We start from the raw sequence: 12336 nt of genomic DNA, 5'->3' as shown, positions 1-12336 counted from the left end.
ATCCTGATGTCCGTACTGAACACCCCTCTCCACGAACTCGACCCCGACGTCGCCGCCGCCGTCGACGCCGAGCTCGTGCGCCAGCAGTCGACCCTGGAAATGATCGCGTCGGAGAACTTCGCTCCGGTCGCCGTCATGGAGGCCCAGGGCTCGGTCCTGACCAACAAGTACGCCGAGGGCTACCCCGGCCGCCGCTACTACGGCGGCTGCGAGCACGTCGACGTGGTCGAGCAGATCGCGATCGACCGCATCAAGGCGCTGTTCGGCGCCGAGGCCGCGAACGTCCAGCCGCACTCCGGTGCGCAGGCCAACGCCGCCGCGATGTTCGCGCTGCTCAAGCCGGGCGACACGATCATGGGCCTGAACCTGGCCCACGGCGGTCACCTGACCCACGGCATGAAGATCAACTTCTCCGGCAAGCTCTACAACGTGGTCCCGTACCACGTCGACGAGTCGGGCCAGGTCGACATGGCCGAGGTCGAGCGCCTCGCCAAGGAGTCCAAGCCGCAGCTGATCGTCGCGGGCTGGTCCGCCTACCCGCGCCAGCTGGACTTCGCCGCCTTCCGCCGCATCGCGGACGAGGTCGGCGCGTACCTGATGGTCGACATGGCGCACTTCGCCGGCCTGGTCGCCGCGGGCCTGCACCCGAACCCGGTGCCGCACGCCCACGTCGTCACCACCACCACGCACAAGACCCTCGGCGGTCCGCGCGGCGGTGTCATCCTGTCGACGCAGGAGCTGGCCAAGAAGATCAACTCCGCGGTCTTCCCCGGTCAGCAGGGCGGCCCGCTGGAGCACGTGATCGCCGCCAAGGCGGTCTCCTTCAAGGTCGCGGCCTCGGAGGACTTCAAGGAGCGCCAGGTGCGCACCCTGGAGGGCGCGAAGATCATCGCCGAGCGCCTGGTGCAGCCGGACGTCACCGAGGTCGGCGTCTCCGTCCTCTCCGGCGGTACGGACGTGCACCTGGTCCTGGTCGACCTGCGCAACTCCGAGCTCGACGGCCAGCAGGCCGAGGACCGGCTCCACGAGATCGGCATCACGGTCAACCGGAACGCGATCCCGAACGACCCGCGCCCGCCGATGGTCACCTCGGGTCTGCGCATCGGTACGCCGGCGCTCGCCACCCGCGGCTTCGGCGCCGAGGACTTCACGGAGGTCGCGGAGATCATCGCGGCCGCGCTGAAGCCCGCGTACGACAGCGAGTCCCTCAAGGCCCGCGTCTCCGCGCTCGCCGCGAAGTTCCCGCTCTACCCGTCGCTCTAGCTCACGGGCTCGGAAGGGGCCCGGCCTTGTTTCTGCACAGGGCCGGGCCCTTTTCATGACCAAAGCCCCAGGCGGATGCGGCCCATTGCCACTGAATCGTTCAAGAAGCGGCAAATAGGCTCCGAATAAAGGAATCACCGCATCCCCTGGCAGGACGGACACGCACCCATGGACATGAGCGCAGCCAACAAGAAGGGACTCAGTCTCTTCGCGCTGGTCATGATCGGCATAGGCTCGATCTTCGGATCGGGCTGGCTCTTCGGAGCCGGTACGGCCGCCCAGGTCGCGGGTCCGGCGGCGCTCGTCGCCTGGGTGATCGGCGCGGTCTTCATCGGCATGATCGCCATGTCCTACGCCGAGGTCGGCGCGGCCTACCCGATCCCCGGCGGCATGGCCCGCTACGGCTCCATCTCGCACGGCCCGGTCCTCGGCTTCATCACCGGCTGGGCGGTGTGGATCGCGGTCGCCTCGCTGATCCCGATCGAATCGATCGCGGCGACCCAGTACATGTCCTCTTGGAGCTTCGGCTGGGCCAAGGACCTGGTGGACGCCCAGTCCCACCAGCTGACCGCCTTCGGCATGGGCGTGGCCCTGCTGCTCACCATCCTGCTGTGGCTGTCCTGCTACTGGTCGGTCCAGCTCCTCGCGAAGATCAACTCCCTTCTCACCCTCGTGAAGTTCGCCATCCCCGTGCTGGCGGTCGTCGCGCTGATCGCCTCCGGCTTCCACACCGACAACTTCACCGCCCACGGCGGATTCGCCCCCAACGGCTGGACGGCCGTCCTGACCGCCGTCACCACCTCCGGCGTGGTCTTCGCCTTCAACGGCTTCCAGGCCGTCGTGAACCTCGGGGGCGCCGCCAAGAACCCCGGCCGGGCCATCCCGATCGCCCTGGTCGGCGCGCTCTCCCTGGGCCTGGTGATCTACCTCGCCCTCCAGACGGCCTTCCTGGGCTCCGTACCGCCGGAGCACCTGGCGCAGGCCGGCGGCTGGTCGGGCGTGAACTTCAACTCGCCGTTCGCCGAGCTCGCCAAGCTGCTGATGATCCACTGGGTCGTGGTGATGCTCCAGTTCGGCGCCTTCATCTCCCCCGCGGGCTCCAACATCGCCAACGTGGCCTCGGCCGCCTACATGGTCCAGAACCTCTCCGAGACCGGCTTCTTCCCGAAGAAGCTGGCCCAGACCCACCCCGTCTACGGCACCGCCCGGCCGGCGATGTGGATGAACCTCGGCTTCTCCGTCCTGCTGCTGGTCACCGTCGGCCACAGCTGGAAGACCCTCGCCCCGATCATCTCGGCCGCCATGGTCATCTCCTATCTCATCGGCCCGATCGCGGTCGGCGTCTTCCGCCGCACCAAGCCTGACCTCCCCCGCCCCTTCCGCCTCCCCGCGGCCTCGATCCTGTGCCCGCTGACCTTCGTCTTCGCCGCCTGCGCCCTGTACTGGTCGAAGTGGCCGAACACCGGCATCGTCACCGCCCTGACCCTGCTGGCCGCCCCGATCGCGGCGCTGGTGCTCTCCCGCAAGGGTGAGAAGAACCTCCTGCGGCAGTTCGCGCCCGCCTGGTGGATCGTCTTCTTCCTCGGCGCCCTGTCCCTGCTCTCCTGGCTCGGCTCCACCGACTTCGGCGGCCGCGGCACCATCCCGGGCGGCGTGGACATCGCCCTGGTGGCGGCCATGGCCCTCGGTACGTACTTCTGGGCCGTACGGTCGGGCGTCGAGGCCCACCACGCGGGCCTGCCGGGCCCCGACCCGGTCCTGGACGCCGAGGCGGCCGCGACCGCGCCGGACGACCGTACGGCTCCGGAGCGTGAGCTGACACCCGCCTGACCCGTCCACGTAATCCACACCACCTCGTCCGGCAGCCGAACCGTTCATTTCACCGCGATAAGCTCGTCTGCCGGACAAAATCCGATCAATCCGCCTCTCCTGCCCCCTCCCACCCCACGAGCAGACAAGGGAGTCCGCCAGTGGCCATCTCCGTCTTCGACCTCTTCTCCATCGGCATCGGCCCGTCCTCCTCCCACACCGTCGGCCCGATGCGCGCCGCGCGCATGTTCGTGACGCGCCTGAAGAAGGACGGCGTGCTCGCCCAGACGGCGTCCGTGCGCGCCGAGCTGTTCGGCTCCCTCGGCGCGACCGGCCACGGCCACGGCACGCCCAAGGCGGTGCTGCTGGGCCTGGAGGGCCACTCCCCCCGCACCGTGAACGTGGAGACGGCGGACGACGAGGTGGAGCGCATCCGCAAGAGCGGCCGGCTGCGCCTGCTCGGCGCGGAAATAGGCGATGGCCACGAGATCGCCTTCGACGAGCCGAACCAGCTGATCCTGCACCGCCGCCGCTCGCTGCCGTACCACGCGAACGGCATGACGCTCTTCGCGTACGACGAGTCCGGCGCCCCGCTGCTGGAGAAGACCTACTACTCGGTCGGCGGCGGTTTCGTCGTGGACGAGGACGCGGTCGGCGAGGACCGGATCAAGCTCGACGACACGGTGCTGAAGTACCCCTTCCGCTCCGGCGACGAGATGCTGCGCCTGGCCAACGAGACGGGCCTGTCGATCTCCTCCCTGATGCTGGAGAACGAGAAGGCCTGGCGCACCGAGGAGGAGATCCGCGAGGGCCTGCTGGAGATCTGGCGCGTCATGCAGTCCTGCGTCGCGCGCGGCATGTCCCGCGAGGGCATCCTCCCCGGCGGCCTGCGCGTCAAGCGCCGGGCCGCGTCCACGGCGCGCCAGCTGCGCACCGAGGGCGACCCGATGATGCACCGCAGCGAGTGGACGACGATCTACGCGATGGCGGTCAACGAGGAGAACGCGGCGGGCGGCCGGGTCGTGACGGCCCCGACCAACGGCGCGGCGGGCGTGCTGCCTGCGGTCCTGCACTACTACACGAACTTCGTGCCGGGTGCGGACGAGGACGGCGTGGTCCGCTTCCTCCTCGCGGCGGGGGCGATCGGCATGCTGTTCAAGGAGAACGCCTCGATCTCCGGCGCCGAGGTCGGCTGCCAGGGCGAGGTCGGCTCGGCCTGCTCGATGGCGGCCGGCGCCCTCGCCGAGGTCCTGGGCGGCACCCCGGAGCAGGTCGAGAACGCGGCCGAGATCGGCATGGAGCACAACCTGGGCCTGACCTGCGACCCGGTCGGCGGCCTGGTCCAGATCCCGTGCATCGAGCGCAACGGCATGGCGGCGGTCAAGGCGGTCACCGCGGCGAAGATGGCGATGCGCGGCGACGGCAGCCACAAGGTCTCCCTCGACAAGGTCATCAAGACCATGAAGGAGACCGGCGCGGATATGAAGGTGAAGTACAAGGAGACCGCCCGCGGCGGTCTCGCGGTCAACGTCATCGAGTGCTGACCCGCGAGGGCGGGAGCCCAGACGGCCGAGGCTGACGCGAGGGGGCCCGGCGCGCGAAGCTGCGCGCCGGGCCCCCTCGCGCCTTCGCGCCCCCTCGTCCTCGGGCTAGGACTTCGTCTTCGCGCGCAGGGCCTTGAGGCAGGCCTTGGCGAAGTCGTCCACGGACGCGTCGAAGGCCCTGAGGCTCTCGGGGGTGGGCGCCGAGCGCGCCTCGGCCGTGACGGTGATGTCGATCATCAGATTGCTGTCCCGCAGCCGCAGCTCGCGCACCTGGCGCCGCTCGTCCGGCTTGTTGAATCCGAACCGGTAGGCCTCCCTGCCGATGCCCTGGGCATCGGTGAGGCCGCCGTCCGGCTGGTCCTTGCGCGTGTTCTCCTTGCCCCTGGCGAAGACGTCCTTGGCGAAGTCGACGCTCTCCGTGTAGGCGAGGTCCAGCTCGACCTTCACGTTCGCGTACTTCGCCGGGCCGGACTCGACGAGCGGCTGGACGCACGCGACGCCCGGCGCGCCCCGGCCGGCCCGTTCGCTCCGGTCCGCGGCCTCCTCGCGGGCACCGAGCGGATCGGCGAGCTCGCCGTACGGGAGCACGTTGCAGATCTCGTCCGTGGCCTTCCACCGGTAGCCGCCCTTGCCCTCCTGCTCGACCTCGGGGTCCGCGTCGCCGCAGGCGGCGGCTGCCAGGACGAGGGCCACGGCGAGCACCGCGTGGCGGGGAAAGCGGAAACGGCGCATCCGGTTCTCTCCTGTCGGGCGGGGCCGGGCGGGTCGGCTCACCCAACCAGCCTGCCATCAAAGGGAGTTGCTCACCGGGAGAAAATCGGAACGGAACCGGAACTACGGGATCCCACCCGGCGTCTTACGCCGTGCCAGCAGTCCCCGTCTCTCGAGAATCGAGGGGACGTCATGATCCACCCACGTTTCCGGCAGCTCACGGCCCTGGCATCCGGCGCTCTGCTCGTCGCCTGCCTCTCCTTCGCCGCTCCTGCCTCGGCCGCCACCTCCGCCACCAACGCCGCAGCCACCTCCGCCACCCAGCCCCAGAGCCAGACCCCGCTCGTCGTCAACGCCCGCTGGGCCGGGCACGCCACATACGACCGGATCGTCATCGACCTGCAGGGGTACGTCCCCGGGGCAACCGTCACTCCCGTCGCGCGGCTGACCTACGACGGGTCCGGCAAGCCCGTGCCGCTGGCCGGGAAGCACTTCCTGGAGATCCGCCTCAACCCCGCCGCCGCGCACAACGACGCGGGTCAGAGCGTCTACCGCGGTCCCAAGCTCCAGAAGATCCAGCTCGGCAAGCTCAAGGGCCTGGCCCTGACCGGCGACTACGAGGGGTACGTGACCTTCGGGGCCGCTTTCGACACCCTGCCCTACTACCGCGTCTTCGCCCTGCACGCACCGGAGCGGCTGGTCGTGGACATCGCGCACTGACCCGGCGCCGGCCCCACCGGCCCGTACGGCAGCCCGGGCGGCCGTACGGGCCGGCCGCCGCCCTGCCGCGCCCGCACGGGGCCGGGTTGTTGTCGGCGCGCGCGGCCGACTAAGGTCAGCGGGCCTTGGTGTTCGGGAAACCGGTGGGAAACCGGTGCGGCCCTCGCCACTGTGATCGGGGAAGTCCGGCTCCACTCTCTCCCCCTGCCTCCGTCGGGGGGACCCCCAGCGGGAAGCCACTGGGACACCGCGCGGGACACCGCACGGCCCCGGGAAGGCGGAGCCCGGGCATCAGCACCCGTGAGCCAGGAGACCGGCCGGGGCGCGTTGTCCATCCACGAGGTGCTGGAGAGGTCTCCCCACTCATGCATATAGCCGAGGGGTTCCTACCCCCGTTGCACGCGGTCGCCTGGGGCGCCGCGTCCGCTCCGTTCGTCGTCCACGGCGTCCGGGCCCTCACCCGCGAGGTGAAGGCCAATCCCGAGAGCACGCTCCTGCTCGGTGCGTCCGGAGCATTCACTTTCGTCCTTTCCGCCCTGAAGATCCCTTCGGTGACGGGAAGTTGCTCGCACCCCACCGGTACCGGGCTCGGGGCGATCCTGTTCAGGCCGCCGATCATGGCGGTGCTGGGCACGATCACCCTGCTCTTCCAGGCTCTGCTGCTCGCGCACGGCGGGCTCACCACGCTGGGCGCCAACGTGTTCTCGATGGCGATAGCCGGGCCCTGGGCGGGCTACGCCGTCTACCGGCTGCTCCGCTCGTTCGACCTGCCGCTGATGGTCGCGGTGTTCTTCGGCGCGTTCTTCGCCGACCTGGTCACCTACTGCGTGACCTCGGTCCAGCTGGCGCTGGCCTTCCCCGACGCGGCGAGCGGATTCACCGGCGCGCTGGTGAAGTTCGGGGAGATCTTCGCGCTCACCCAGATCCCGCTCGCGGTGAGCGAGGGGCTGCTGACCGTGCTCGTGATGCGCCTGCTGATGCAGTCCAGCAAGTCGGACCTGGTCCGGCTCGGCGTCGCCAAGCTCACCGGATCCGAGAAGCAGCGGGAGGCGGCGGTCTGATGACCAGGAACGCGAAGATCAACACCCTGCTGCTGCTCCTGGTGGCGGCGCTGGCCGTGCTCCCGCTCGCGCTGGGGCTGGGGGACGGCAAGGAGGAGCCGTTCGCGGGCGCCGACGCACAGGCGGAGGCGGCCATCACCGAGCTCCGGCCCGACTACGAGCCGTGGTTCTCGCCGCTGTACGAACCCCCCTCCGGGGAGGTGGAGTCAGCGCTGTTCGCCCTCCAGGCGGCGCTGGGCGCGGGCGTGCTCGCGTACTACTTCGGGGTCCGCAAGGGCCGCCGCCAGGGCGCTGCCGCCGCGGCCGCGACGCCCGCCACGGTGCCCGCCGGAACGCCCGCCGAGACGCCCGCCGCGGAGTCGTAGGCGGTGCTGCCGATCGACGCGGCCGCGCACGCGAGCCGCTGGCGCCATCGCCATCCGCTGGAGAAGGCGCTGCTGGGGATCGGGCTGACGGTCACCGCGGTCTGCCTGCCGCCCTGGCCCGGCGGGCCGCTGGTCGGGGCGGCCACCCTGTGCGTGCTGCTCGGCCCCGCCGGGGTGGCCCGGCGGCAGCTGTGGCGGGCCTTCCGGATCCCGCTCGGCTTCTGCTTCACCGGGGCGCTGCCGCTGCTGGTCGCGGTGGGCGGGCCGGCCGGGTTCGTCTCGCTGGCCCCGGACGGGCCCCGGCAGGCCGCCGAGCTGCTGCTGCGCACCTCGGCGGCCTCGCTCGGCGTACTGCTGTTCGCCTTCACCACCCCGGTCTCGGACGTGCTGCCGCGGCTGGTGCGGGCGGGGGTGCCGGCGCCCGTGGTGGACGTGGCCCTGGTCATGTACCGGATCGGGTTCCTGCTGCTCGACTCGCTCACCCGGATCCGCCAGGCCCAGGCGGCCCGCCTGGGCACCACCGGCCGGGCGGCGGCGTGGCGTTCCGTGGCCGGGCTCGCCGCGACCGCGTTCGTACGGGCCTTCGACCGCGCGGCGCGGCTCCAGGCGGGCCTCGCCGGGCGGGGCTACGACGGCGCGCTGCGGGTGCTGGTCCCCGAGTCCCCGCTGTCCTGGCGGTTCCTGGCCTGGTCCGGCGCACTGCTGGCCGGGCTGGTCGCCGCAACTCTCACGCTGAAGGAGCTGTACCTGTGAGGCCGTTGGTGGAACTGGTGGGCGCGGGCTACTCGTACGAGGACGGGCCCGCCGTGCTCTCCGGGGTGGACTTCGCGATCGCCGAGGGCCGGGCGCTGGTCCTGCTCGGCCGCAACGGCAGCGGCAAGACCACGCTGATGCGGCTGCTGAGCGGCGGCCTGAAGCCGGGCCCGGGCGCACTGCACCTCGACGGCGCGGTGGTGGCCCACAACCGGGCGGGTCTGACCCGGCTGCGGACGGCGGTGCAGCTGGTCGTGCAGGACCCGGACGACCAGCTGTTCGCGGCCTCGGTGGAACAGGACGTCTCCTTCGGCCCGATGAACCTGGGCCTGCCGGTCGCGCAGGTCCGCGAGCGGGTCGATGCCGCCCTCGCCGCACTGGACATCACGGCGCTGCGGGACCGCCCGACCCACCTGCTGTCGTACGGCCAGCGCAAGCGCGCGGCCATCGCGGGGGCGGTGGCGATGGCTCCGCGGGTGCTGATCCTGGACGAGCCGACGGCCGGACTGGACCCGGACGGCCAGGAGCGGCTGCTGGAGGTCCTGGCGGGGCTGCGCGCCTCGGGGACCACCGTGGTGATGGCCACCCACGACGTGGACCTGGCCGTGCGGTGGGCCGACGACGCGGCGGTCCTGACCCCGTCGGGGATCCGTGTGGGGCCGGCCCAGGAGCTGCTGTCCGATCCGGCGCTGCTGGCGGAGGCGGGCCTGCGCCAGGCCTGGTCCCCGGCGGTGACGGCCCTGCTGCGCGCCCACGGCCTGCTGGCGGCCGGCCTCCCCGGGCCGCGCACCCCGGAGGCGCTGTCCGACTGGCGGTAGCGGCCTCGGCGCCGACCCGGGTCCGCGCGGGCCGGGGCCTCCCTAGGATGGCGTCATGTCGCTCCCCCACGCCATCCTGACCGCCCTGCTCGAGAAGCCCTCGTCCGGGCTGGAGCTCACCCGGCGGTTCGACAAGTCGATCGGGTACTTCTGGTCGGCGACGCACCAGCAGATCTACCGCGAGCTCGGCCGGCTGGAGGAGTCCGGGCTGATCCGGGAGCTGCCGAGCGAGGTGCCGGTGCGCGGGCAGAAGAAGGAGTACGAGGTCCTGGCGGCGGGCAGCGCGGAACTGGCGCGGTGGGTCGGCGAGAGCCAGGACCCGAAGCCGATGCGCGACCCGCTGCTGCTGCGCATCCGGGCGGCGGGCGTGGTCGGGCCGCAGGGGCTCGGGCCCGAGCTGCGGCGCCATCTGGAGCTGCACCGGCGGCAGCTGGCGCAGTACGGGGCGATCGAGGAGAAGGACTTCCCGCCGGAGCGCGACGCCGTGGAGGACCGGCTGCGCCGTCTGGTGCTGCACGGCGGGATCGCCCTGGAGACGTTCTGGCTGCACTGGCTGGAGGAGGCCCTCGGCGAGGTCGAGGACATGACGGCCGGCGGGTCCGGCCCCGGGACATGACCGCGCCCCCGTCCCGGCAGGCGGAACGGGGGCGGGGAGGGGCCTACTTGTTGAGGGCGGCCCAGAACTCGTCGAAGCTCAGCAGGCCGTCGCCGTTGGCGTCCTTGGCCGCGAGCACCGCGTCCGCGACCGCGCCGGTGACGTAGGCGTCACCCATGGCCTTCATGGCCGCGCTGTACTCGTCGGCGGTGATGAAGCCGTCACCGTTCACGTCGAACTTGTCGAACGTCGCCCGCGCGCTCTCGATGCTCGCCACTGGGTCCACCCCTTCTTGGTGCTTGTTGACCGGCTCAGGGTAGCCGCCCGGCGCACCGGCCCCCGCTCCGGGGCCCGTTCGGGCGGCGGATGGATGTCCAATTGCCCTCCCGTTGGGGAATCAGGATCCCCACAGACCGAAATCCGCGTGAGAGCACCCTCCGAGTTCCAGGAGAATCCCGTCCGCCAACTACCGCACCGGCGCGTAATGCATTTCCTGGCGACCGACGCCGAATTCCGCAAGGGCCGCGAGGAGATGGCGCTGCACTTCGCCGGATCCAAGTCGCCGGAAGGTGAAGCCGTCACGGCCGGGCAGTTGCAGGCCGGGGCCGCCGAGGAGCGCCCGCAGCACGCAGGCGCCCCGGGAGCCGTGCGGGCTCCCGGGGCACCGCCGCGTCCGCGCTAGCGGAAGATGCCGGTGTGGCCGAGCGAGTAGCGGCCGGGCTGCGGGTACACGGCGAGGCCGTGCGGGCCGCCGCCCACCGGGATCCGGGCGATCTGCTTGCCGGTCACCGTGTCGATCGCGTAGACCTCGGAGTTGTAGCGGCCCGAGAGCCACAGCACCTTGCCGTCGGCGGAGACGCCGCCCATGTCCGGGCTGCCGCCGTCGGGCAGCGTCCACTTCTTGGTGAGCTTCTTCTGCGGGAAGTCGTAGACGGAGATGGTGCCCTCGCCGCGGTTGGAGACGTACATCTCCTTGGAGTCGCGGCTCACGTACAGGCCGTGGCAGCCCTTGCCGGTCGGCAGCAGCTTCGGGACGTCGAACGCGTCACCGCCGAGCACCCACATGCCGTGCGCCATCATGTCCGCGATGTAGAAGGTCTTCCCGTCCGGGGAGACCTTGACGTCCTGGGGCATGGCGCCCTCGAACGGCAGCTTCTGCTGGCCGATGACCTCCATCTTCTCGGTGTCGACCTTGAGGAGTTCGCCGGAGAACTCGCAGCTCACGATGAAGTAGCGGCCGTCGGCGGAGAAGTCCGCGTGGTTGACGCCGTAGCAGCTCACCGGGACGGTCTTCACCCGGTCCATCGTGTGCGGGTCGCGGAAGACCAGCTCCTTGTCCATCGAGGCCATGACGATCGCGTACTTGCCGTTCGGCGTGAAGTACAGGTTGTACGGGTCGTGCACCTCGACGGGCTTCCCGGCCTCCCCGGTGGCCGGGTTGATCGGGGTGAGCGTGTGCCCGCGGTTGTTGTTGACCCACAGGGTCTTCATGTCCCAGGAGGGCACCACGTGCTGGGGCTGGACACCGACGGGGATGGTGTCGATGACCTGGTACGTCTCCGGGTCGATGACCGACACCGTGTTGGAATTGGTGTTCGGTACGTAGACGCGGGACGGGAAGTCCTTGACCACCGGGGAGAGTTTGTTCGGCCGGTCCGCCGCGTACACGTCGTTCGGATCGAGGAGCGGGGGCATTCCGGGCAGGCCCGGCGGCACGGCCGGGACGGCCTTGGGGGGCTGGGCGGCACCCTTGGTACCGAGCGCCTCGGCGGGTCCCTTGTCGGCCGATCCGCAGCCGGCCAGGGCGGCGAGGACCAGACCGGCCAGCAGCACGGCGGCCTTCCGGGGAAGGCAGGTGGTCTTCATGGCGTCAGCAGCTCCGTGGTGGTCACCGCGCGCAGCTTGCGGCGCGCGAGTTCTTCGAGGAGGGGCGGCATCGCGTCGACCGTGTCCGCGTAGCCGAAGTGCAGGCTCACCACCGATCCGGGCCGGATCGTCCCGGTGACGGTGCGGATGACGGCCGCGGCACCGGGCGAGGTGAAGTCGAGGGAGTCCACGTCGTACGACAGGACGTGCGGGTAGCCGGCCCGCTGGGCCAGCTTCTGGACGAGCGGGGTGGCGTACTGGGTCTGGGAGGGCCGGAACCAGGTGCCGATGGAGCCGGTGAGCCGCTTGAGCCGCTGGGCGCAGCCGGTGATCTCGGCGTAGGCCTCCGCCTCGGGGAGGTCGTTGATCGCGAGGTGGCGCTGGGTGTGGTTGCCGAGCTCGTGTCCGCCGTCGAGGATCCGGCGGGCCAGGTCCGGGTGGGCGTCGAGCCAGCTGCCGATCGCCAGTACGGTGACCCGCGCGCCCGCCTTCTCGGCCGAGGCCAGCACCGCCCGGGCGACGGCCGGGTCCCCGTTGCCGTGGAAGGTCAGGGCGACCCGGGCGCGGTCGCGCGGGCCGTGGGCGATCTCGACCGGCTGGCCGGCGTACCGGCGCGGGAGGGCCGCGGCCGGTGCGGCGGGCCGGGCGGGTCTGGCCGGACCGGGGGGCGGGGCGGAGGGTGTCGCGGCGGGGCGGCCCGGTCCGCAGGCGGCGGCGAGGCCGGCCACGGCGGCGCCGGCCGTGGCGAGACCGCCCGCGCGCAGGACCGCGCGGCGGCCTGGATGTGAGAGCACCTGCCCATTTAAGGGGCGGATGGACCTTAAGGTAATG

The 12336-nt window shown here is 71.4% G+C and carries 14 protein-coding genes and 1 riboswitch; of the genes, 10 read left to right on the top strand and 4 right to left on the bottom strand.

Annotated elements, in window-relative coordinates:
- Window positions 1-6 precede the first annotated feature (6 nt).
- The 3 genes from glyA (at window position 7) to ACFWP3_RS12765 (ending at window position 4616) form a co-directional block, all read left to right on the top strand.
- Entirely contained in the window at window positions 7-1263 is a 1257-nt protein-coding gene (gene glyA / locus ACFWP3_RS12775; protein ID WP_384219521.1) for a serine hydroxymethyltransferase, read from the top strand.
- Window positions 1264-1431: 168 nt separating this feature from the next.
- On the top strand, window positions 1432-3093 hold the full coding sequence (locus ACFWP3_RS12770) for an APC family permease (RefSeq protein WP_384219519.1): 1662 nt from the start codon (window positions 1432-1434) through the stop codon (window positions 3091-3093).
- 140 nt (window positions 3094-3233) lie between these two features.
- Window positions 3234-4616 (top strand): L-serine ammonia-lyase, encoded by a 1383-nt coding sequence (locus ACFWP3_RS12765; protein ID WP_384219517.1) that lies wholly within the window; start codon window positions 3234-3236, stop codon window positions 4614-4616.
- 105 nt (window positions 4617-4721) lie between these two features.
- On the opposite strand, the gene ACFWP3_RS12760 is transcribed toward ACFWP3_RS12765, so the two are convergent.
- Complete coding sequence (locus ACFWP3_RS12760) at window positions 4722-5348, bottom strand: hypothetical protein (protein ID WP_384219515.1); 627 nt, start codon at window positions 5346-5348, stop codon at window positions 4722-4724.
- Window positions 5349-5519: 171 nt separating this feature from the next.
- On the opposite strand from ACFWP3_RS12760, the gene ACFWP3_RS12755 reads away from it, so the two are divergent.
- The 6 genes from ACFWP3_RS12755 (at window position 5520) to ACFWP3_RS12730 (ending at window position 9660) form a co-directional block, all read left to right on the top strand.
- Window positions 5520-6047, top strand: a complete 528-nt coding sequence (locus ACFWP3_RS12755) for a hypothetical protein (RefSeq protein ID WP_384219512.1) — start codon at window positions 5520-5522, stop codon at window positions 6045-6047.
- A 109-nt stretch (window positions 6048-6156) separates the two neighbouring features.
- Window positions 6157-6384, top strand: a riboswitch (cobalamin riboswitch).
- A gap of 28 nt (window positions 6385-6412) precedes the next feature.
- Window positions 6413-7108 (top strand): energy-coupling factor ABC transporter permease, encoded by a 696-nt coding sequence (locus ACFWP3_RS12750; RefSeq protein WP_384219510.1) that lies wholly within the window; start codon window positions 6413-6415, stop codon window positions 7106-7108.
- On the top strand, window positions 7108-7473 hold the full coding sequence (locus ACFWP3_RS12745) for an energy-coupling factor ABC transporter substrate-binding protein (protein ID WP_384219507.1): 366 nt from the start codon (window positions 7108-7110) through the stop codon (window positions 7471-7473). Before ACFWP3_RS12750 ends, ACFWP3_RS12745 begins: the two co-directional genes overlap by 1 nt.
- Before the next feature lie 3 nt (window positions 7474-7476).
- Complete coding sequence (cbiQ, locus tag ACFWP3_RS12740) at window positions 7477-8226, top strand: cobalt ECF transporter T component CbiQ (RefSeq protein ID WP_384219505.1); 750 nt, start codon at window positions 7477-7479, stop codon at window positions 8224-8226.
- Window positions 8223-9044 (top strand): energy-coupling factor ABC transporter ATP-binding protein, encoded by an 822-nt coding sequence (locus ACFWP3_RS12735; RefSeq protein ID WP_384219503.1) that lies wholly within the window; start codon window positions 8223-8225, stop codon window positions 9042-9044. Before cbiQ ends, ACFWP3_RS12735 begins: the two co-directional genes overlap by 4 nt.
- A 55-nt stretch (window positions 9045-9099) precedes the next feature.
- Window positions 9100-9660: a PadR family transcriptional regulator gene (locus tag ACFWP3_RS12730; protein ID WP_384219500.1), complete on the top strand. Its 561-nt coding sequence runs from the start codon at window positions 9100-9102 to the stop codon at window positions 9658-9660.
- Between the two features lie 43 nt (window positions 9661-9703).
- On the opposite strand, the gene ACFWP3_RS12725 is transcribed toward ACFWP3_RS12730, so the two are convergent.
- Complete coding sequence (locus ACFWP3_RS12725) at window positions 9704-9916, bottom strand: EF-hand domain-containing protein (RefSeq protein ID WP_069922031.1); 213 nt, start codon at window positions 9914-9916, stop codon at window positions 9704-9706.
- 207 nt (window positions 9917-10123) lie between these two features.
- Between ACFWP3_RS12725 and ACFWP3_RS12720 the strand changes: the two genes are divergently transcribed.
- Window positions 10124-10321, top strand: coding sequence for a hypothetical protein (locus tag ACFWP3_RS12720; RefSeq protein WP_384219498.1), 198 nt, complete (start codon window positions 10124-10126; stop codon window positions 10319-10321).
- Here the strand turns inward: ACFWP3_RS12720 and ACFWP3_RS12715 are convergent.
- On the bottom strand, window positions 10318-11505 hold the full coding sequence (locus ACFWP3_RS12715; RefSeq protein ID WP_384219496.1) for a YncE family protein: 1188 nt from the start codon (window positions 11503-11505) through the stop codon (window positions 10318-10320). The genes ACFWP3_RS12720 and ACFWP3_RS12715 overlap by 4 nt on opposite strands.
- Window positions 11502-12299, bottom strand: a complete 798-nt coding sequence (locus tag ACFWP3_RS12710; RefSeq protein ID WP_384219494.1) for a polysaccharide deacetylase family protein — start codon at window positions 12297-12299, stop codon at window positions 11502-11504. Before ACFWP3_RS12710 ends, ACFWP3_RS12715 begins: the two co-directional genes overlap by 4 nt.
- Between the last annotated feature and the right edge of the window lie 37 nt (window positions 12300-12336).

This window comes from Streptomyces sp. NPDC058525, assembly GCF_042719495.1.
Lineage (GTDB): Bacteria > Actinomycetota > Actinomycetes > Streptomycetales > Streptomycetaceae > Streptomyces.
Note: the sequence above shows the minus strand (reverse complement) of the source record. Positions and strands in the feature narration are given on the sequence as shown.